This window comes from Colwellia sp. F1 (assembly GCF_056238625.1).
Genome location: NZ_JBWDLI010000001.1, coordinates 1 through 22,037, shown reverse-complemented (window position 1 = coordinate 22,037; position 22,037 = coordinate 1). Strand labels below are relative to the sequence as shown.

The window sequence follows — 22,037 nt, the reverse complement described above, 5'->3', positions numbered from 1 at the left end:
AATGACAATGAAAATTTTTATTCCACGAGAAAGCACCGCTGTTTCTTTAGGAGCCCATGATGTTGCACAAGCGTTTTCCCACTATGCTTCACACCATAATATAGACATAAACATCATCAGAAATGGCTCACGGGGTTTATTTTGGTTAGAGCCTATGATTGAAATAGACACAGCACAGGGCCGTATGGCCTATGGTCCTGTGGAACCCTCTGATGTTGAAAGCATCATGGCGGATATAACCGATAATATCTGCCATGAAAAACCACCATGCCATACGCTTGCACTCGGCCTGACGGAAGAGATTCGCTATTTAAAAAAACAAACGCGACTGACATTTGCCCGTGCAGGTATTGTTGACCCCGTTTCGCTCGATGATTATCTGGCCTTAGATGGCTTTAAAGGCTTACAAAAATCACTGACGTTATCCACTCAGGAAATTGTCACTGCTGTTGTAGAATCAGGTCTTCGTGGCCGGGGTGGTGCTGCTTTTCCTACGGGGATAAAGTGGCAAACAGTGAGGGATGCAGTCGCAGAGCAAAAATATATTGTCTGTAATGCCGATGAAGGCGACTCAGGTACCTTCGCCGATAAATTAGTGATGGAATGTGATCCGTTTATGCTGATTGAAGGCATGATTATTGCCGGGTTAGCAGTAGGTGCAAACCAAGGCTATATTTATTTACGCTCAGAATACCCTATTGCTGATGAAATTTTACAGCAAGCGATTAAAGTTGCTAGTGCAGCCGGTTATTTAGGGAATAACATTTGTGGTAGCGGAAAAAGCTTTCATTTAGAAGTGAGATTAGGCGCAGAAGCGTATATTTGTGGTGAAGAAACCGCCCTATTAGAATCGCTCGAAGGCAAAAGAGGTATGGTGCGTTTCAAACCGCCACTACCTGCGTTAGCAGGTCTGTTTGGAAAACCTACCATAGTTAACAATGTGCTCTCACTTGCGGCTATTCCTTTTATTATCAGTCAAGGTAGTCAGGCATACCAACAATATGGCATTGGTCGTTCACGAGGTACCTTACCTTTTCAACTTGCGGGTAATGTTAAGCAAGGTGGATTAATTGAACTGCCCTTTGGCTCGAGTTTACAAGATCTGATTGATGATTTTTCAGGTGGCACCGCGACTAATAGGCCGATAAAAGCGATTCAGGTAGGGGGGCCATTAGGTGCCTATTTACCGGTAAATAAACTCGATATCCCGCTTGATTATGAAGCCTTCTCTGAGGCCGGTGCTGTTCTGGGCCATGGCGGTATTGTGGTCTTCGATGACAGTGTTGACATGCTTGAACAAGCACGCTTTTCGATGGAGTTTTGTGTCGTTGAATCTTGCGGTAAATGTACTCCCTGTAGAATTGGCTCAACACGTGGCGTAGAAGTCATTGATCGTATAAAAAACAATGAACAACGCGCTGAGAATATGACCTTACTTAACGATCTTTGTGACACCATGGTTGACGGCTCTTTATGTGCAATGGGTAGCATGACGCCTATCCCCGTGCGAAGTGCTTACCATGATTTTCCTCAAGATTTTTATTTACCAACGCAGGAGTACAATCATGATTAACTATTTTGATCCGGCAACCAACACAGCCTTCAATAAAGCAATCGATTTTAATAAAGATTACGGTACGCCTGCTAGCACCTCCACAGAAATAGTTGCTATTGAAATTGATGGCGTAAAAATAACGGCTCCTGCCGGTACTTCAGTCATGCGCGCTGCCGCAATGGCTGATATTAACATTCCTAAATTGTGTGCTACCGATAACATCGAAGCGTTTGGCTCCTGTCGTTTATGTGCGGTACAAATTGAAGGCATGAGAGGCTATCCGGCCTCGTGTACAACCCCGGTTAAAGAGGGCATGGTGGTATCGACTGAAAATAATGACATTGCAAAATTACGACGTAATATCATGGAACTCTACATATCTGATCACCCACTTGACTGCTTAACTTGTTCAAGTAATGGTGACTGTGAATTACAAGATATGGCTGGCGCTGTCGGTTTACGTGAAGTACGTTATGGTTTTGATGGCGAGAATCATCTTGACGCCAAGATTGATGACTCTAACCCTTATTTTACTTTTGAGCCCAGTAAATGTATAACCTGCTCCCGTTGTGTTAGAGCCTGTGAAGAAGTTCAAGGCACGTTCGCCTTAACCATTGAAGGGAGAGGCTTTGCCTCAAAGGTTAGTGCTGGCACCAGCGAAGATAATTTCTTATCCTCTGATTGTGTCTCTTGTGGTGCCTGCGTACAGGCTTGTCCCACCGCAACCCTGATGGAAAAATCAGTCATTGACAAAGGGCAACCAGAACACAGCATTATTACAACTTGTGCATATTGTGGCGTTGGTTGCTCCTTTAAAGCTGAAATGAAAGGTGAAGAAGTTATACGCATGGTGCCCTATAAGGGCGGCAAAGCTAATCAGGGGCACTCTTGTGTCAAAGGTCGCTTTGCCTTTGGTTACGCGACTCATAAAGACCGCGTAACTGAGCCGATGATCCGTGACAGCATTGATCAGCCATGGAAAGTGGTTAGTTGGGACGAAGCTATAGCATTTTCAGCGAATAAGATTAGAAAAATTCAGGCCGAATATGGCCGTGAAAGTGTTGGCGGCATTACATCATCTCGCTGTACCAACGAAGAAACCTATTTAGTGCAAAAATTGATCCGCACGGCTTTTGGTAATAATAACACCGACACCTGTGCCCGTGTTTGTCATTCACCTACAGGTTATGGCCTAAAAGCGACCATTGGTGAATCAGCAGGCACACAAACCTTCGATTCAGTCATGAAAGCTGATGTTGTCATGGTGATTGGCGCAAACCCGACCGACGCACACCCGGTATTTGCTTCACAGTTGCGTAAACGTTTGCGCCAGGGAGCAAAGTTAATCGTGGTCGACCCCAGAACCATTGATTTACTTAATACTGCGCACATGAACGCAAGTCATCACCTGCCGCTAAAGCCGGGCACCAACGTGGCTATGATCAACGCCATAGCGCACGTCATTATCAGTGAAGGCTTGGAAGACAAAAACTTTATTGAGCAACGCACAGATGAATATAATGCATGGCGTGAATTTATTTTGGAAGAAGTCAACTCTCCCGAAGCGATGGAAAGTATTACCACAGTTAATGCCGAGCTAATCCGCCTTGCCGCTCGTACTTTTGCCAAGGCAAAAAATGGTGCCATCTATTATGGCTTAGGTGTTACTGAGCACAGCCAAGGTTCAACCATGGTAATGGGGATAGCGAACTTAGCCTTGGCCACAGGTAACATAGGCCGTGAAGGCGTGGGTATTAATCCATTGCGTGGGCAGAACAATGTTCAAGGCTCTTGCGATATGGGTTCATTTCCACAGGAACTACCCGGTTATCAGCATGTCAGTGACGATGTGGTACGTGCAAAATTTGAAAAAAACTGGGGCGTAACCTTAGATAACGTACCCGGGTTTCGTATTCCAAACATGTTTGACGCAGCTATTGAAGGCACGTTCAAAGCCATGTATGTGCAAGGAGAAGACATCTTACAGTCTGATCCTAATACCCAACATGTGCAGGCGGCATTATCATCATTAGACTGTTTAATTGTGCAGGATATTTTTCTAAATGAAACCGCATTATACGCACACGTGTTCTTACCTGGCTCTTCATTTCTAGAAAAAGATGGTACCTTTACTAATGCAGAAAGGCGGATAAATCGCGTGCGTAAAGTCATGAAGCCATTAGCAAAATTCGCAGACTGGCAGGTTACCCAAAAGCTGTCTAATGCTTTAGGTTACCCAATGAATTATCAACACCCGGCTGAGATAATGGATGAAATAGCCTCATTAGTGCCTACGTTCAGTAAGGTCAGTTATCAAAAGCTTGACGAGCTAGGCAGTATTCAATGGCCTTGTAACGAAGAATTTCCTGATGGCTCACCCATCATGCATGTGGAAAGCTTTCCAATTGGCAAGGGGCGTTTTGCAATTACGCCATATTTAGGTAGTGAAGATCGCGCTAATAAACGCTTCCCCTTACTATTAACCACTGGGCGAATACTCAGCCAATATAATGTTGGTGCGCAAACACGACGTACTGCCAATCAAACATTGCACCAAGAAGACTTGCTTGAAATACACCCCAATGATGCAGAAGAAAGAGGCATTAATGATGGTGACTGGTTAGGCATTAGTAGTCGCGCGGGCGATACGGTATTAAAAGCCAAAATAAGTGAACGCATGCAAAGTGGTGTGGTCTTTACGACCTTTCATCACCCAATAAGTGGTGCCAACGTTATTACTACCGACAGTTCTGATTGGGCGACTAATTGTCCTGAATATAAAGTGACAGCGGTACAGGTTGAAAAGGTCACTTCGCCATCTGCTTGGCAAACGCGTTATAAAAAGTTCAGTGCCGAACAGCAAGCCCATTTTAAACGAAGCCCTAAAAAGCAGAAAACCACCATAGGAAATTAACGTTGACACGGGAAGACGAGGCAAAGTTGCCAACAAACCATGTAACACTGCCGGTTAACTACTGGCAGCAAGGGGGTGAACTAGCACAAAGCAAGCTCGACTGCATCGCTGAGGAAGTACCGATTGCCATGGTCTACAATGGTATTTCTCACGCGGTGATGCTAGCCTCACCAGCGAACTTACATGAGTTTTCCTTAGGGTTTAGTTTGTCTGAAGGTATTATTAATAACGCTGGCGAAATGTATCATGTTGATCTTGTTACCAGTGAAAATGGGATAGAAGTACAAATTGAGATCAGCTCTGAGCGTATGATGGCGTTAAAGTCACACCGGCGCAACCTGACTGGTCGCACAGGTTGTGGTATCTGTGGTAGCGAATCACTGGCGAGCGCCATACGGCCAATAAAGCAGGTAACACCGCAAGCATTGCCCGCTCCCCAAGTCATTCAGCAAGCACTGTCGCAGTTAAGTGAGCATCAAGAGTTACAATCGTTAACTGGCGCGGTGCATGGCGCAACATGGTGCGACAGTACTGGCAAAATCATCCTCTTGTGTGAAGATGTCGGGCGACACAATGCTTTAGACAAGTTAATTGGCGCTTTAGCGCTACGTAAAATGGACACCACCAACGGCTTTGTGCTTATTTCAAGCAGAGCAAGTTATGAAATGGTACAAAAGGTAACGAGTGTCAATATCGCCACATTAGTGGCAGTTTCGGCGCCAACAGCGTTAGCAATAACCCTAGCAAAACAAGCTGGGCTTAATTTAATTGGCTTTGCTCGCCCGGGTCGCCATACGTATTATACCAATTTAAATAATCACATAGGAACAATATAACCATGAGTAGTTCGCAAATTAAAACCCTGGTTACTATGCTCAACCAAATTGCCGATAACAACAGCTATAAAAAAACGGATGAAGAAACGGCAGCAGTTGTCGCTGATCACGTTAATAGGTTTTGGGCTCGTTCAATGAAAGAAAATATATTACAATATGCCAAGAGTGATGGTTCAACGTTATCCCCTACCATAAAGCTAGCCTTAGCTCAGATATAAAATTAAGTTAACCTGTATAGCATGACACTATGATGAATAGTCATTAAAAATCTAAATGCAATGTTTAATATATGCGTCCCTGTCGGTATTAAACTTACGGTGTATTACCCCAAACAGCCTAAGCTTTACTGCTTGGGTTAATTGCTCTGGCAGTATAATATTAGCTTTTTGTTACACCCCTTTTATTACCAGAGTTCTGCTTGTTAACTTTTTCAAAATTAAACGTGTGTTTATTTACTAATATTATTTTATAGGACAACATTATGAGCATAACCATTCCTAAAATCGTCATCATTGGCGGTGGTGCCGGCGGACTTGAGCTAGCAACCCAATTGGGCCATAAACTAGGGAAGAAAAAACACGCAGACATACTACTCATTGATAAAAACCGTACGCATATTTGGAAACCATTATTACATGAAGTGGCGACCGGCTCTATTGATCCCGATTTAGACGGTGTTGTCTATTCTGCTCATGCGGCTAAGCATCACTACCGTTTTCAGCTAGGTAGCTTTTGTAATATTGACCAAAGCAATAAAACGATTACCCTCGCACCACTTTCTGACGAATTAGGTCATGCGGTTTTACCCGAGCGTACCGTACGCTACGACCATCTGGTTATTGCCATAGGTAGCGTAAGTAACGACTTTAATACACCAGGTATAAAAGAGCATTGCTACTTTTTAGATTCAAGTCAGCAAGCTGAGCGTTTTCAGCATACCTTACTAGATAGCTTTACTCGCCTACACCAAGACGATAACCAACAGCAATCACTAAATATTGCCATCGTGGGCGGCGGCGCTACTGGTGTTGAACTTTCGGCCGAACTTTATCACGTATCTGAATTATTAAAACTATACGGCTTAACTAATATGTCATCTAAACGTTTACATATTCATTTAATTGAAGCGGGCCCGCGTATTTTACCTGCTCTGTCTGAGCGCATCGCTAGCAGTGCTAAACGTGAGTTATTAAAGCTGGGTGTCAACGTACGTGAAAAAACACAAGTAAAGATGGCCAAGGAGCATGGCTTTATTACGCAAGACGATGAGCTGATTAATGCCGACATTATGGTCTGGGCAGCCGGTATTAAAGCGCCCGATTTTATTAAAGATTTAGATGTTTTTGAGCTGACACCTAGTAATCAAATTCAGGTCAACGACTTTTTACAAAGCACGGTTGATGACAGCATTTTTGTCTTAGGAGATTGCTGTGCTTTTACCTTAGCCGATGGTAAAAAAGTGCCACCACGTGCACAATCAGCACACCAAATGGCGCAATGTATCGAAAAAAATATCATTGCAACATTAAAACACCAACCACTGCAACGTTTTAAGTATAATGATCACGGTTCATTAGTTAACTTGTCGCGCTTTAGCACGGTTGGCAGCCTAATGGGTAACCTTACCCGCAATAGCTTTTTCATTGAAGGTAAAATTGCCCGCTTTATGTATCTGTCATTATATCGGATGCATCAGCGCGCCATTCACGGCAGTGCTAAAACATTTGCTTTATGGATCAGCGAAAAAATACTGCGTGTAGTGCGCCCAAGAATGAAACTGCATTAAAGCTTAGTTTGGGTTTTGCGCCCATCCCCTCGTAATGAACCTCAAGCCTGTTTTATAACCAACACAGGGTTTTGTTAGTTACTTAAAAACCCTTAGTTGCGCGACGACGTAGGTCTATCAGTCTACAGTTGAATACTTTAGCTGATGCTTGCTTGTTGACATTAACTATTACTGTTGAATTGATTCGACGTTCGTAGGTACAGCCTTTACTTGGTTTACCCCTAACATAGGCTGGCACAATTTAATGACATAAACAGTAACGAGCTATTGTTTACTAATGAGACACCGGTTTTACCTGTTTATCTAGCATACAACCTAACAAAACCTTTGAAGCAGTTGCGGCTATTTAACGCGACAAGATTCAAGACGCTTGCCGCTGGTACCATCTTGATTATGTTGAAATAAAGTGCCCTGTGACCCCACCCCACTCCCTTTTGTCCACCACTCAACACCAGCACCAACATACCGCGCACCGCTTGCAGAGCGCGCAATATTAAGAACATAGCTTTCATTCTTATACATAATGATTGCTGAGTTGCTATCTGGGTAAGTGGCCAAGATAAACAAACCATTGTCGCAAGCATAAGTTAGTGCATGCGTTTGGCTATGCTGTTGCTGCAAAGTACATGCAGCCAACAAGCCAGCACAAAATAAAGCCAATAATATAAACCTAATTTTTTGCATTTGTCTGTCTCCTATTTTCTACCTAGCGTTTAGGGCGTATTTACTAAGTAATTTCTGCGTACAACAGCCCTTACGCTAGTACTATAACCAGAAAATATAGTGATAAAACTAGCGCGACTCGCCAGGTTGCGGTACATCTGATTTACTGACATTTTTTTCTTCAACTATTTCCTTGGTCCATTCATGGTCGCCAGCCTCAGGGCTAAGGCCTTTTTGATTAGCCCCTGACTTAGGCGAAAGCACAAGCCTTGTTAACAACGCAAAGTGATCCGAACCAATCGAGGGTAACCTTTGCACTGACTGTAGCGTAAAATGTTGGCTATGAAATAAATGATCTAAAGGCCAACGCAGAAAAAAATAATAGGCATGAAAGGTGTTGTACATTCCACGCCCAATACGGGGGTCTAGTAACCCACTGATTTTGCGAAATAACCGCGTTGTAGCCGACCAAGCAACATCGTTGAGATCGCCAGTCACAATAACTGGTTGTTCACTATCAGCGACGCTTCGAGCTACAATCACTAACTCTGCATCCCGCTCTGCAGATTCAGGGTTTTCCGTTGGGCTTGGTGGTGCGGGGTGAAGAAAATGTACACGAACCTTATCAGCAGATCGCAACACAAAAGAAGCATGTATTGACGGGACGTTTTTTTCTACAAGAAACGAGATTTCTTGCTCGGCTATAGGTAGCCTCGAAAAAACATGCATGCCATACAAATTATCAAGCGGACATTTAACCGTAAAGGGCATGTCAGATTCCAACACAGAAAGCTGGTCTTCCCACCACTGATCTGATTCCAAAGTCACCAGCACATCTGGCTTGTGCTTTCTAACCAAGTTAATCAACGCATCAGCGTTACGATTAGGTGTAAGTACATTAGAAGTGAGAATACTAAATTGCTTAGCTGGATGTATTTCAGTGGCAGTTTTTACCTCTTTAGGCCAAATAAAGGTGTAGGGTAGTACCCACCACAATTGCCAGGCCAGACATGAAAAAACTGTGGCAAACATGAACCAAGTAGTACCTAATTGAAAATCAAGGAACATTATGTTCGCGAGCATCAATAAGGCGGCAAAAAAAGAAATAAGTAACCGGGGAAAGTCTAACCCTCTGATCAGCCAATGCGGATGCCGTGACAAAGGCAACAAAGTAACCAGCACAAGCAACGCTGTTCCTAGGCCAAGTAATAGCAACATGCTAAATCTCCACTTCAGTTGTTAATTCAAGATACAGCAAGTTAAAGCACAGATTGTTGTATTGTGATTGAATTATATTACTTAAGCCAAGGGGTTTTCCATGGTTTCTTGGCAACGGCAAGTAGTGGCTTGATGCCCTTTTTAGGGTTCAGTGTTACGCCCTACTTGCAAGATACATATACTACAACGTTTAAAAAAGGCTTGTAAAGCGAGTATACCAGACAAAGAAAAAAGATACCTTCTATTATGCAGAAAGTAGGAAGATTACTTTTGGTAAGTCCAATTAAAAGACCAACTACAAGACCAATATTAAACGTTAAAACAAACCAAAAATAAATCCGGATAATTATTATTACTTTTCATTGTAGATAAAGCTAACAAAACCTTAAAGCAACTATGCTTAAAATAAAATTAACAAAACGATGTTTTTGCAAACTGACTACCCAGCACTTCGTACAAAACTTATATATTTACAAACAGTTACTTAAGGAACAACCATGCATCTGCAATGTAAAGAAAATATTACATAAAACTATATTGGTGAAAATTAACACTTGATTTAACTGATGAACTGAAAGACTATTGGTAACCAACCTACCAAGGATTGGTAGGCTTATATCTTTAACCAATTATTGTAAAGCTATTAAAAACTTCAAGGATCGCTCTATTTACAACAACGTAAAATAACAATAAAACAAATAATAATAAGGTAATAATAGAATGATTTTCATAACTAAAAAGTTATATACACCGCTTGCTATCGTAACAGCATTGTCTTTTAGCAGCGTCGCTGCTGTCAATGCAGCATTAATTTCAATCGAAAACCCAGGGTTTGAAAATAACTTTAGTGGTTGGAATGATACCGACCCTTCAGCCATTACCAGTGATGTACGTTCAGGGACAAAGGGCGCAAAAATTACCGGTGAAGGCGGTAAGTTTGAACAAAACGTAAATGTTTCAAAAAATACAAATTACACCCTATCGGCCTACATTAAAGGTGAAGGTAAAATTGGTGCTAGTGTAAATGGAACACGTTATAATCGCACCAGTGGTGGTATAAATAATAACTATGAAAAAGTATCTGTCAGTTTTAACTCTGGCTCTGCGACTACCATTACTATCTATGGTAACTACTACGGTAGCGAAGGTCGTTTTGATGATTTCACGCTAGAAAGCACTGGTACAACTACGCCAACACCTACGGCATGTTCCGCCACTGAAGACTTAATCATTGTTAACGCTACTGATGATGGCTCACATGACGGGCACGGCCCTGGCAATACTATTGATGGCGACTTATCTGATGATTCGCGCTGGTCGTCTAAAGGTTTGAGTAAGGCAATCATTTACGATTTAGGTTCTGTCGCTAATGTTAAAACCATGAAAGTTAAATGGTATAAAGGTCATTCACGTAGTTCCTACTTCTATGTTGATACCTCAACAGACAAAAGCAACTGGCACCCTGTATTAACCTCTGGTGTTACAAGTGGGTCAAATTCAAGCTATGAAACACACAATGTACTTGACTCTGATGCTCGTTACGTTCGCATAACTGGTCAAGGTAACACAGAAAACAACTGGAACAGTATCATTGAAACAAATATCCGCGGCTGTGGTCAGTCAACAATACCTACCCCACCGACTAACCCAAGTGGTAGTAATATTCCATTATCCATTACAAACGGTACATTATGGGACTTAGAAGGAGAAAACCCACATCCTTTAGTTGACGCTAAAACGCTTGAATTTGTTGCTTTAGACGCTAAAGTTACCACACCTAACGGAAATGGCTGGCGGCATGAGTACAAAATAAAATCAAGCGAGCGCGTTGCCATGACTGAGACTTATGAGCTTTTTAAAGCCGACATTAAGGTTGATTTATCTGACGGCGGTAAAATGATTGTTGCTCAACATCACGCAAGTGATACCGGCACGATTATGAAACTATATGTAGCTGATTCAAGTGAGTCAGGTATTGGTGAGTCAATACCTGGTAATGGTGTATTTGCCGTGTATGTACGTATTCGTAACACTAGTGGTGTTGAAGAGAAAAAAGCGCTAGGTACGATACGCTCTGGTGATAGCTTCTCATTCGAGGTGATTAATAACTATGGTGTGGTTAAAGTGTCAGCATTTGGTAAATCACTTGAAACGGAAGTAGAAGATGATTCTGCTTCTTACCTTAAGTTTGGTAATTACCTACAATCACAATACCCTAATGGTAATGTTAATTGTGGTACACCAGGTAATTCAAGTTCATTTGCAACCTGCTTCAACAATATTGGTATTACCGAGGCAAAAGTAACCATGACTAATGTCACCTACATCCGTAACGATTAATACACACAGTTAATTTCGGCTTACCTAGCTTACTGCTAGGTAAGCCTTTATATTTCCTAAACAAAGTTCTCTTGTATTGTTATAAATAATAAAAAAGCATACTGATAATTACTGTACATTAAGTAAGTAATATTTTTCATCGCCCTTACTCTGTTTTTTGTGGTAATCATTTTCAATAATAAACAACTTTCTTTCTGCTAAATTTGCTTGCTCAATATCTTTTGCGTAATACTTATACAAAATTTCTTTCAATTCGCCACTTTTTAATAATTGCATTAAGCCAGCTTCAAGGCGTTCAGCAATACGGGGTTCTGAGGGTGATACATAAGCATAATTTGACGAAGGAATGTACAAACCAATATTAGGTGCAATAACAATATTATCTAACACATCTTTGCGCGTTGCTAACTCGTCAAACACTTCATATATGCCTCGAGGAATATAGTCAAAACGGCCTTTTTTTAACATTAAAAAAATTCCTTCAAAATGACCTGATTCGATAATATTCATATCATTTTCTTTAAATATTCCTGTCGTTACCCACTCTCTTATGACACCTGCATGTAAAGCACTTAAGTCTGCTAAGGTTTCTATTGCATTAAATTGAGGCAAGTTATTTTCATTTATAATTAAAACTCGATAACTTAGCAAGCCTAGTCGCACAGGTACCCTAATAGGAATATTATAACTATCCCATACTTCACTTGCTGGCACTATAACGGTATTAATTATCTTTCCTTCTGAAGACGCTTGGAGCATTCTGCCAACACTCATGGTTAAATTAATCACTTCAAGTTTAAATTCGCCGTATTCAGGCTCACTAACTTCTAAAGCTCTTCGAATCACTTCAACATTATGGGAAGCCTTTTTTTCCGTCATTTGATGCCGTTGAAATTTAACAACATCAACAGCACTGACACTAATAGGCAGTAGTGAAAATAATATTATTGTTATTATTGTTTTATTCAAAACGTTGACCTTTAAATGATAAATGTCGCATGCTGCTATATGCACAGCAGTTTTTAGCTTACCCTGAAAGGTAATTCCCTTTAAACATAGCAGCTATTATAAATTCTACCGAACTTTTGTTTATCGTTAGAGTTTTTTTGTACATATGCACAACAATACTAGCATGGAAGCTTTTGGTTTGCATTGGCAGTTTTTAGGCATGTTTTACACTTAACTTTGCCCAACTTTGATAAGTACCTACTGAATAAGGTGTCGGCTATCGCGACAGTTTTTTATTTATTAGGGCGAGATTAGCCACAGAACAAAACTGATTACCCCCCCTAAAAATAAAAGAAACAAACCCACATTATTTATATAAAAGCGAGTTTTTAGCGTAAAAAATATAGGCGGAAACCGATCAAATTCTTTGAATGCTTGAGATATAGGTTTAGAAAAAAACTGAGGCGTTAACCCTACGCCAAATAACATAAAGGAAAATCCGATATTTCTTATAACCTCCCCTGCAACAAATGAGGTGAGTAATAAATCATAAAGAGAGGTAGAAAAAATAAACAATGCCAACCCCCAGATAAATAAAACAATTAATGTATCCTTACCAGATAATTTAAACACTTAACGCTCCTTGTTGGCTTAACGAGCTTGTAGAATAACTCGTTTTTATATTACATATATTTCAAAACACTCTAACTCGATTATTTTATTTTAACACCCAGCGGCATTTAATACGAACCATTGAAAGTCTTTTTCGCAAAAAATGAGATGATGATACCTGGAATAGATAAGGCAACGGCAAAGAACGCCAAGCTCATTGGAGAATAAACTCCCAGCAGTAGCCCAGCAGCAGCAGATGCTAGCATAATGGAGGCATTAAATACCGAAGACTGAACTGACGTAGCGACATCTTTACCACTTTTTATCTGCCTGCTGACGGCTGCCTGTAGTAAGGTAACTACTGGGCCAAACGACAGACCCCATAAAAAAAACGATAAATAGGCCAGGCCGGTTACCCTAGCGAACATGAGTATTATGAGCATAGCAATGATAAGTAAGACGAACATAGTGATTGTTAGTAATCTCAAGTATTTATCGGTAAATTGTACAGCCACCATCACTGAAATCATCGAGCCTATACCAAAAAATAATAAGGCTCTTTCCACCCCTCCAACTAAATCGATTTCATCAACAAGACTTGTGATATAGACATAAACACCATAATGTGCCGTAACCCCAACCAAGGTAAGCAATAAAATAATTAACACTGAGGGATTTCTTAGCACGGCCAAAGGTGAGGAACTTCTAGTCATTTTTTCGCCGGCTATTGAAGGCAAAACAAAAAAACTAATAACTGCAATACCAATGATAATAACGCCAAGGCCAATGAATTCAGTTCGCCAACCATAATCATTACCAATAGAAGTCATTATTGGCATGCCAATACTAACTCCCAACGTAGTGCCCCCCATAATAACCGCAATAGCCTTACCATGATGCCTTGCATCTACCAACCGCATACCATAGGCAGCAAGCATTGGCCACATCACCCCAGCACAAATGCCTCCTAGAATCCTTAACAATATGATAACGTTATAATCGTGCACTAGTCCTATAACTATATTTGCAACAGCAAAACCAGCCAACAAAAACAGCAACAAATACTTGCGATTAAATTGCATCGTTATTGAAATAAGCGGAATGGCAAAGATCGCTGACGCAACAGCGTAGTAACCGACCAAATTGCCGGTTTGAAATTCGCTGATATTGAGATCCGCCATCATTAGCGGGAGAACCCCCGAAGGCATCAATTCTGACAGCATTCCTACAAAGGTTACTGACGATAACATGATCATTATCAGCCATGGAAAAGCATGTTCAGTGGCTTTAACTCTATTAAATTTTTTCATTTTTTGTCTAGTTCTGTAGAAGTACGTTAATCCAAACGTTCTGTAGGCTGCAGCAATAGCGTGTGTACCTGTGCAATAAAGTCACAAGTACTGCTGTTATCTAAGTTGGCTATCTTTACTGCCACGTCGGTTAATTCCTCCAGCGCTAATACGCTCAGCTTCTAAATTAGATTGGCATGATATACAAAGTTGTACTCCCGCAATTGCCTCACGTCTTGCTGCTGGGATTTTCGCTTCACATTCTTGACAGAGCTTAGCACTTTCACCAGATTGAATATTATCCCGTGCCTGCTTAACCGCGTCATCAATACTTGCATCAATTTGATCTTGCACCGCTCCGTCACGAGCCCAGCCACCTGCCATAACTATAACCTCTACCAATATATCAATTGTCGAATTTTATCGATAACGCCGCCGATAAACACTGTTGACTTTCAGTTTATTATTTGAGAAAAATAATCATCAAGCGATACTGAAGTATGTCTTGTTTCAGGCGTTTCGCCAAAATTTCCAGCAGATTTTTGACCAAAGTATAATTTTTCACTAGCCAAATAGACTAAAGTGTAGCGCGAAGCGACGTCGTTATTCGCTGAATTAAAAATAAACGTTTCATTAAGACCATAGGCTTGAATACTTTCTTCGCTGATAATTTTGCCTATAATATCAAATTTCGAGATATCTATAGTATCGAACATCACTGAATCACATGTGCTATCACTGGGATGAAAAAACTCTGTTCGATAAGTAGACTTCAGTGACGCATCTATGTTTAGATGAATCTTAACGTTCCATGAATCTTTTAACTCGCCATTCGCTAACATATTGTCAGGAGAACATGCTTTTTGCCAAGCCGTATTCGCTAACTTTGCGACAAAGTCATTATTTGGCGTTTGTTGAGTAGTAGTCTCTGGGTCAGAGCCACCACAAGCAAGCAATAACATTGACGACAGCGCAATAATAATCGTTATACTTTTCATTTGTACTCCAGATTTTGATAAAAAGCGTATAAATTTGAACGGTGTGGCGTCCGGATTAAAATTAATAACGCTGCGGCTAAGCATTTACCTTGTTTTAGGCAGTTTAACGGTAAAACAACTCCCCACGCCACGAGAACTTGTCATATAGTGAAAAATAACTAACGCGGTAAACAGTTGCACACTTCAAATCATTGCTTGATTAAATGCAAGTTACCGACTATTTTCTCAGCATGAAGACAAAAGCGGTTTCGCCCTTCAGATTTTGCTTAATAAAGTGCATGGTCCGCTTTACCAAACTAGGAAAATAATTGCAATATATTAGGTATACCATTAAATTAATGCGAAATAAAACTCACGTTAAATTAATGTTATAGATATGAAATTATCGAAAATTTTTGCTCTTTTAGGGCCTGGTATTGTTTGGGCCGCAACAAGTATTGGTGTTTCTCATATTGTGCAAGCCACAAGAGCGGGCGCTGATTTTGGTTTCGCATTGTTGGGCTTTATTATCCTCGCTCATATTATTAAGTACCCTTTCTTCTTATTTAGCCCTAGGTATGCCGCTTTTACAGGTAAAAGTTTACTTGATGGCTATAAAAATGTTGGGCGTTGGGCATTTTACCTGTTCCTAGTTCTTACGTTTGTCACCATGTTCTTTATTCAGTCTGGCGTTACCATTGTAACCGCAGCACTCGCGATGAATTTATTTGGTGATGTGATGTCGCTATCACAATGGGCCGCTCTGGTGTTGGTGATTGTGTGTGCAGTATTGATCATCGGTCACTATAAGTTGCTCAATACCTTACTAAAATGGATGATGTTGGTGCTAGTTGTATGTAGCCTAGTAGCTTGGTTTGCTGCTGTTGGAAAGTTAGGTTTTACACCTTCTGTACAAGCGCCTGAAATATCACTAACCTCAGCAGCAAGTATCGCGTTTATTGTCGCTTTAATTGGCTGGATGCCAACTTCTATTGAGATCTCTGTCTGGCATTCATTGTGGACAATTTCTCGATCAAATAAACCGAGTAAAGAAGCCGCTAAAAATGCGACCATAGATTTTAATGTTGGTTACCTAACAAGTTTTGTTCTTGCCATTATTTTTGTTTGGCTAGGGTCGTTGCTTATGTTTGGCCAAGGAGAAGGTTTTGCTAAGGGTGCGGCTGCTTTTGCAGGCCAACTTGTGGGTATTTACAGTAATGCTTTAGGGGATTGGAGCTGGTTATTAATGGCTATTGTGACATTTGTCGCCTTGTTTTCGACAACATTTGCGGTTGCTGATGGTTTCCCGCAAGTATGGAAAAGAGCGTCTATTATGATGTCAAAATCGTCTACTGCTGAAACAGATAAACAAGCGAATAAAGTGTATGTTTTTGCACTTGCTATATTGGCGATTGGTAGTTGGTGGATTATTAGTGATTTTGCGGCTGACATTAAAGCACTGCTTGATTTTGTTACTACGGTGTCTTTTGTTAGTGCTCCTATTTATGCTTGGTTAAATTATAACGTTATTATGGGCGATGATGTAGATGATGAGCTAAAACCACACGGTTGGTTTAAAGTGTATACCCTTGTATGTTTGACTGTGCTGACCCTGTTTAGTGCGTTCTTCTTATGGTGGAAGTTTCTAGCCTAATGCTCAACAGCAGCATCTAACCCAATTCTGAAGCCATTCTATGATGTAATATAATCAAAGAATGGCGGAAGCATTATGCTCTCAATTTACAGGTAAAATCAATTTGAGTTACTGATTAATTAACTACTATATATAATAATTAATCAACACGTATCACCCAATTCTTTGTCTTTTAAACAACCCAATGAATATGTCAAAAAAATTTACACTTAGTGAGTTTTTTCAGCTCATAAATGTAACTCATCACAACAAATGATTTATGTCACCATTAAATTATTAATCACAGTATATTGAAATTTAATGATATTTACAGATGAGTCTTATATTACATAATCTAATAGGGTTTTCGATGGCATTAAATATGCTTTCTTGAAACTTTAGGAGAAAATAAATTAAATTCCAAAAAAGCACTTCGGATGTTGCTGTTCACAACAAGTGATAACATAAAACTTAGGCAGTTTACTCAAGAATGAAGGAATTAAAAATGAAAAAACTTACGTTAAGTGTGCTAGCTTGCACAACAAGCATTCTATTAAATTCAACGGCAAATGCTCACATGATTTCCATTGGCTTCGAAAACTCAGGTCCAGGTAGTATTGCATTCTGGGGGGGAAATTACACCCACAGTATTCCTGGAAATGTGGCTACTGAAGGAAGTATGACGCTTGAAGGCATCAATGGTACGATATTTGCTGCAACAACTCTTGCGTTTAATATGAATACATTGGTTAAACCAACTGGATTGATTGATGGCATCACAAACTTTTATGTAACTGGTGGTGTTGGTCAAGCGGGCAACCCTCTATCAAACAGTGACGCCGATTTTTTGAGTCAATGTGGAGCATGTGGGCCTGTCACCGCATGGCAAGGTGTGACCTTCGCAGGGTTATCAGCAGGCGACTATCAGTTTAGTTACGTACCTATAGCTAACCCGACAGCAGATTGGACCCCGTGGAACGACAGTCTGTCAAATACTTTGACCATATCAGAGACGGTGATAAACCCAAGTACCGTTCCTGAACCTATTTCCTTAGCGTTGTTCGGGCTAGGTTTAGGCTTGTTAACTTTTCAACGTAAATCGAATATTTAATTTAATTTAATTTTGTTAAATTATAATGCGTTTATAAGTGTTGATGGAGATGATGAGCTAAAACCTCACGGTTGGTTTAAAGTGTATACCCTTGTATGTTTGACTATGCTGACCCTGTTTAGCGCATTCTTTTTATGATGGAAGTTTCTAGCTTAAAGTTCAACAAAGGTATTAGAGCAAATTCTTCCGCCATTCTATGATGTAATGTAATCAAAGAGTGGCGGAAGAGTTATGCTATTAATTTACCGGTGTAAAATTACAGCTGCGCTAACACGTGCTTAGCTTTACTTATTTCAAACGCTTTAGCTCCTTCAGTGTGTAAGCTTGTTACTTAACCATTATCTATCACCCTAGCAAAACGCTGTGAACGACTGCCGCATTAAATTAACAAACAGAACACTGTTAACAAAAGATAGACTCATATGTACTAGGTAATTTTTACTAAAATACCTATATTGACATGATTATTTTTTACGTTTTGATGCTGCTATAGCAATGATTATAACGATAATGACTACTAGCACACCACCCATTACTGAACTATTCATAATTATCTCCTTTGATAAAGCATAGTAAAATAAAACTGGTTAAAAGGCGATCCAAAATAAATACAACAATGACTTATCAGCCCTGATTAGTAGCATTTAAACGACTGCTCCAATTAATTCATTACGGCTTGCCGCTCTTAGTAAATATCTTTTAATGACTCCATAACAGTCAAGGCTCTGTAATTAATGCATTAATAAGCTCATAAACTATTGCGCTAGCTATAGGCAGCGCTAATTAAGTCTTATATACTGATTTTTCTTTAGTAATTCGTGTAGTTGTAATGAAAGAATTAATTCAATATATTAAAAATTCATTTGTGTTGGTTTTTTTTGTTCGGTTTAGTGCCGCACTTGTTGTGTTCCAGCTAATTGTGTTTTTGAGTCATACATACTTACCATTGACTGAAAAAATACAACATAGTATTGCCAATATTGTTGCTGTATTTTATGGTTATCTCGATACTATGGTTATTGTTGATGGAAATATGCTTATTCATCCTCACAATGCCAGATATTTGGTTGTCGACAATAAATGTACTGCTTTAATGTTAGTTGCTACGGTTTGGGCCGCTATCATGGCATTTGAGCACACATGGTTATCAAAAGTTAAAATGATGTTGATTGCTTTTTGTCTGTTGCAGTTTGCAAATATTATTAGAATTGTCCATTTACTTTTTGAAATTAAAGATACAAACAATAACTTTGAGTTTTATCACCTTTATGTTTGGCAAGCAGTGAATTTTGGACTCGCTTTATTAGTTTTATTTATTCTAGACAAACTTTTTCCACTAAAGGACTCCCAGTGATGCGTACCCTTTTATTTTTATTGTTAGTTTTTTCCGTAATACCTTATACCTATGCCCTGGGTGGCGGTGGTGGTGGCGGCGTAGATGCTGGGAGTGGCGCTAGTGTACCTGCTTTACAAATGGTTTTTCAGTTTGTCTTAGTGCTTGTTATAGCGTTTGTTTATCGCAATAGAAAATAATGCCTCCCCCTATTTCACTTCTTTGGCAACCTTCATTTTTTAAATTCTCGGGCAGTCTTCAGCAGTTCTACGTTTTGTGTATTGCGCTCTTAAGCGTAGGGCTGTTCTACTTAGCTTTTCCAAGTGGTGGTTATGGCGATGTCGCCTGGATCACCATGGTTCCCCTATTACTTGCGATGAACTTTTGTAATGAACGAAACGCTTTTGCTGTAGGGGTTCTTGCTGCAACATTGGGGTGGTTATCTAGTATTTGGTGGTCTATCGCGAGCATTGTTACCATCACCTCAGCCCCAGCTAATCTTGCTTTATTTATTGTTTTTTTATTCTGTTTGGCTTCTTCACTTCCTTACGCGATAGCATGTTGGCTACACGTGAAGTATCAACTAGGTTTCTCTGTAGTTGGTGCGTTAAAATCAGCACTTATTTTTACTGTTCTGGTTAATTACATTCCGCATGTGTTACCGGGCAATCTTGCTCACGCGCTTTATCAAAGACCGTTGTTTATTCAAATGGCGGATGTAGGTGGCGTGGCCATTGTTTTTTTTATTGTGCAGTGTGTAAGTACATTGATAGCTAATGGCCTTTTTTTAACGACATGCAACTCACCTTCGCGTAAGTTACGGCAGGGTATTTTGTGTTTGATTACAGCATGTGTAATTTTTGCAATGAATACGGGTTATGGCTTCTACCGTTTACATCAATTTTCTTCAGTGCCAAATAGCGAAAGTAAAAAACTTCATGTTGCTATTGTGCAACCCAACTTAAGCACAACACATAGAACAAGGGATGCATGGCTTTTACAGCAAAATACCTTGGTTGAATTGTTAACGATGCTAAACCAGAACAAAAAAATTGATGCGGTTATTTTTCCAGAAGTCTCTGTGCCTTTGTCTTATCAATACTTCGCTGAAGATAAACTGTTTTTTGACAAACATTTGTCTGACAAAACAGTATTATTAACCACAATAAAACCAATGCAAGATACGTTAAATAAAAGCCCTCGATACTTCAATACTATGGAATTAATAGCTAATAACACGATTCAAAAAGAATACAGCAAACAAGTATTAGTCCCTTTTGGTGAATATTTGCCATTTGAGCAGGAGTTTTCTTGGATTCGAAAGGCATTCCCTAATGCTGCTAATTATCGCCCAGGTAAAGCCGTTGTGCTTTTTGATATATCAAATGGTATACACACGGTAAAGGCAGTACCGCTGATTTGTTATGAAGCTGTATTTTCGGATATTGTAGGAAAAGGCGTAGAAGCTGGGGGCGAAGTTCTTATCAATAGCTCAAATGATGCATGGTTTGATGGCACTGCCGGCAAGGCAATTCATTTGTCATTAGCAATGTTTAGAGCTATTGAGTATAGAAAGTATCTTATTCGTTCAACAAATTCAGGGCTAAGTGGAGTGGTTAGCCCTACGGGGGAATTACTGCAAACCTCACGTATTGAAGATGAAAAATTTGGCTATTCTATCAATGACCTGCCTATAAAACAGACAGCTACTTTTTATCAAAAATATCCGTCTGTTATCAAACTACTATTGTTATTACTGGTAGCACTCATCATATTGTTTGGTAATAAAAAAGCAAAACGGTGATGTGAGTAATGCCAACAACGTTTAAGTCATTTGAGCGACTATCCTTATTAATTTTGTCGGCTGCGCGACACCTATTCTTATTTGTTATATGACAATTATAATTTCCAAGAAATTTCATTTCTTAGTTTTTCCACTAGCTTAACATCAGCCCCCGCAACAGCTGTGTAAACAAAAGTTTGCTTATTAACGGTTACACATTTTATTGCTGCTCGATTACTGCTGAAATTACCATAAACATAGTTACCATTTTTAACAACAGATTGAAAACCTAATGAATTTAAAATAGAAACACCTTTTACTGCACATAATTCAGGAGTCTCTTTTAAGATCTTATGGTGTGACCACAACTGAGGTGTGTATTCTTTTTTAACTGTGACTAATTTAGTTTTAGTTATAACTTTTGCTTCTGGGGCTTTCTCTGGATTGGTCGCACAACCGGATAATGTAATGATGAATGCTAAAGTTAAATATTTGATGAGACTCTCCTTATCATATAGACATAATGACTCCCCACGAGGTGCTAGCCTCCAAATTCGTGGGTTAGTAAAACCAGAGCCATAATTAGTGTGTTAAACAACTAAAACTGGAGGCTAGCATGTATAAACATAACATAATTTTTATTGGTTTAGATACCCATAAAGTATCGACTGAAGTTGCACATATTGAAGACCAGCGTGGCGCAAAAACGGTTCATCAAGGAAAAATCAAAACAACCAAGGCAGCAATCACTAAGCTTGCTAGGCAGTACCAATCGAAATACCCGCAAGCAACACTTCACTTTGTTTATGAAGCGGGCCCTTACGGCTACTGGATTTATCGACTGTTAACCAGTCTAGGACATTGTTGTTATGTCGTTGCTCCTTCGCTTATCCCTAAAAAGCCAGGTGATAAAGTGAAAACAGATAAGCGTGATGCACTTAAACTCGCTAAATTACTTAAATCAGAAGACTTAACACCTATTTATGTTCCTGAGCCTGAAGATGAAGCGATACGTGATTTATCTCGCGCGCGAGAAACC

The 22,037-nt window shown here is 39.9% G+C and carries 20 protein-coding genes; 12 read left to right on the top strand and 8 right to left on the bottom strand.

Going from position 1 to position 22,037, the window contains the following annotated elements:
* Position 1: 1 nt before the first annotated feature.
* From AC0UA9_RS00100 to AC0UA9_RS00080, 5 genes are all read left to right on the top strand, one after another.
* Positions 2–1,573: a formate dehydrogenase beta subunit gene (locus AC0UA9_RS00100; RefSeq protein ID WP_475655668.1), complete on the top strand. Its 1,572-nt coding sequence runs from the start codon at positions 2–4 to the stop codon at positions 1,571–1,573.
* Positions 1,566–4,469, top strand: coding sequence for a formate dehydrogenase subunit alpha (gene fdhF, locus AC0UA9_RS00095; RefSeq protein ID WP_475655667.1), 2,904 nt, complete (start codon positions 1,566–1,568; stop codon positions 4,467–4,469). The genes AC0UA9_RS00100 and fdhF overlap by 8 nt, the downstream gene beginning before the upstream one ends.
* A gap of 2 nt (positions 4,470–4,471) precedes the next feature.
* Positions 4,472–5,305 carry a formate dehydrogenase accessory sulfurtransferase FdhD gene (gene fdhD / locus AC0UA9_RS00090; RefSeq protein ID WP_475655666.1) on the top strand — a complete coding sequence of 278 codons (834 nt, stop codon included), beginning with the start codon at positions 4,472–4,474 and terminating at the stop codon, positions 5,303–5,305.
* A 2-nt stretch (positions 5,306–5,307) separates the two neighbouring features.
* The gene (locus tag AC0UA9_RS00085; protein ID WP_475655665.1) at positions 5,308–5,523 is read left to right on the top strand and encodes a formate dehydrogenase subunit delta; all 216 of its coding nucleotides are present in this window, start codon (positions 5,308–5,310) and stop codon (positions 5,521–5,523) included.
* A 263-nt stretch (positions 5,524–5,786) separates the two neighbouring features.
* Positions 5,787–7,091, top strand: a complete 1,305-nt coding sequence (locus AC0UA9_RS00080; RefSeq protein ID WP_475655664.1) for an NAD(P)/FAD-dependent oxidoreductase — start codon at positions 5,787–5,789, stop codon at positions 7,089–7,091.
* Between the two features lie 342 nt (positions 7,092–7,433).
* Here the strand turns inward: AC0UA9_RS00080 and AC0UA9_RS00075 are convergent, their stop codons facing one another.
* Positions 7,434–7,775, bottom strand: a complete 342-nt coding sequence (locus tag AC0UA9_RS00075) for an MliC family protein (RefSeq protein WP_475655663.1) — start codon at positions 7,773–7,775, stop codon at positions 7,434–7,436.
* Between the two features lie 108 nt (positions 7,776–7,883).
* Complete coding sequence (locus AC0UA9_RS00070) at positions 7,884–8,972, bottom strand: endonuclease/exonuclease/phosphatase family protein (RefSeq protein ID WP_475655662.1); 1,089 nt, start codon at positions 8,970–8,972, stop codon at positions 7,884–7,886.
* 720 nt (positions 8,973–9,692) lie between these two features.
* Between AC0UA9_RS00070 and AC0UA9_RS00065 the strand changes: the two genes are divergently transcribed.
* Positions 9,693–11,312: a polysaccharide lyase family 7 protein gene (locus AC0UA9_RS00065; protein ID WP_475655661.1), complete on the top strand. Its 1,620-nt coding sequence runs from the start codon at positions 9,693–9,695 to the stop codon at positions 11,310–11,312.
* A gap of 108 nt (positions 11,313–11,420) precedes the next feature.
* On the opposite strand, the gene AC0UA9_RS00060 is transcribed toward AC0UA9_RS00065, so the two are convergent.
* The 5 genes from AC0UA9_RS00060 to AC0UA9_RS00040 all read right to left on the bottom strand — a co-directional run bounded on the left by AC0UA9_RS00060 (position 11,421) and on the right by AC0UA9_RS00040 (position 15,159).
* Positions 11,421–12,281, bottom strand: a complete 861-nt coding sequence (locus AC0UA9_RS00060) for a hypothetical protein (RefSeq protein ID WP_475655660.1) — start codon at positions 12,279–12,281, stop codon at positions 11,421–11,423.
* A gap of 279 nt (positions 12,282–12,560) precedes the next feature.
* On the bottom strand, positions 12,561–12,893 hold the full coding sequence (locus tag AC0UA9_RS00055; protein ID WP_475655659.1) for a hypothetical protein: 333 nt from the start codon (positions 12,891–12,893) through the stop codon (positions 12,561–12,563).
* Positions 12,894–13,000: 107 nt separating this feature from the next.
* Positions 13,001–14,182, bottom strand: a complete 1,182-nt coding sequence (locus AC0UA9_RS00050) for an MFS transporter (protein ID WP_475655658.1) — start codon at positions 14,180–14,182, stop codon at positions 13,001–13,003.
* A gap of 96 nt (positions 14,183–14,278) precedes the next feature.
* The gene (locus AC0UA9_RS00045; RefSeq protein ID WP_475655657.1) at positions 14,279–14,545 is read right to left on the bottom strand and encodes a DksA/TraR family C4-type zinc finger protein; all 267 of its coding nucleotides are present in this window, start codon (positions 14,543–14,545) and stop codon (positions 14,279–14,281) included.
* A gap of 71 nt (positions 14,546–14,616) precedes the next feature.
* Complete coding sequence (locus AC0UA9_RS00040) at positions 14,617–15,159, bottom strand: hypothetical protein (RefSeq protein ID WP_475655656.1); 543 nt, start codon at positions 15,157–15,159, stop codon at positions 14,617–14,619.
* 376 nt (positions 15,160–15,535) lie between these two features.
* Here AC0UA9_RS00040 and AC0UA9_RS00035 point away from each other — a divergent pair, with 376 nt between their 5' ends.
* From AC0UA9_RS00035 to lnt, 5 genes are all read left to right on the top strand, one after another.
* Positions 15,536–16,792 carry an NRAMP family divalent metal transporter gene (locus tag AC0UA9_RS00035; protein WP_475655655.1) on the top strand — a complete coding sequence of 419 codons (1,257 nt, stop codon included), beginning with the start codon at positions 15,536–15,538 and terminating at the stop codon, positions 16,790–16,792.
* 484 nt (positions 16,793–17,276) lie between these two features.
* Complete coding sequence (locus tag AC0UA9_RS00030) at positions 17,277–17,882, top strand: PEP-CTERM sorting domain-containing protein (protein WP_475655654.1); 606 nt, start codon at positions 17,277–17,279, stop codon at positions 17,880–17,882.
* An 829-nt stretch (positions 17,883–18,711) separates the two neighbouring features.
* A complete protein-coding gene (locus AC0UA9_RS00025; RefSeq protein ID WP_475655653.1) occupies positions 18,712–19,236 on the top strand; it encodes an archaeosortase/exosortase family protein in 525 nt (174 codons plus the stop codon).
* Entirely contained in the window at positions 19,233–19,415 is a 183-nt protein-coding gene (locus AC0UA9_RS00020) for a hypothetical protein (protein ID WP_475655652.1), read from the top strand. Before AC0UA9_RS00025 ends, AC0UA9_RS00020 begins: the two co-directional genes overlap by 4 nt.
* Positions 19,415–21,019 (top strand): apolipoprotein N-acyltransferase, encoded by a 1,605-nt coding sequence (gene lnt / locus AC0UA9_RS00015; protein WP_475655651.1) that lies wholly within the window; start codon positions 19,415–19,417, stop codon positions 21,017–21,019. Before AC0UA9_RS00020 ends, lnt begins: the two co-directional genes overlap by 1 nt.
* 95 nt (positions 21,020–21,114) lie before the next feature.
* On the opposite strand, the gene AC0UA9_RS00010 is transcribed toward lnt, so the two are convergent.
* Positions 21,115–21,366: a hypothetical protein gene (locus AC0UA9_RS00010; protein WP_475655650.1), complete on the bottom strand. Its 252-nt coding sequence runs from the start codon at positions 21,364–21,366 to the stop codon at positions 21,115–21,117.
* A gap of 248 nt (positions 21,367–21,614) precedes the next feature.
* Between AC0UA9_RS00010 and AC0UA9_RS00005 the strand changes: the two genes are divergently transcribed.
* Positions 21,615–22,037, top strand: a 423-nt coding sequence (locus tag AC0UA9_RS00005) for an IS110 family transposase (RefSeq protein WP_475655649.1), incomplete at its 3' end; no start/stop codon positions are given.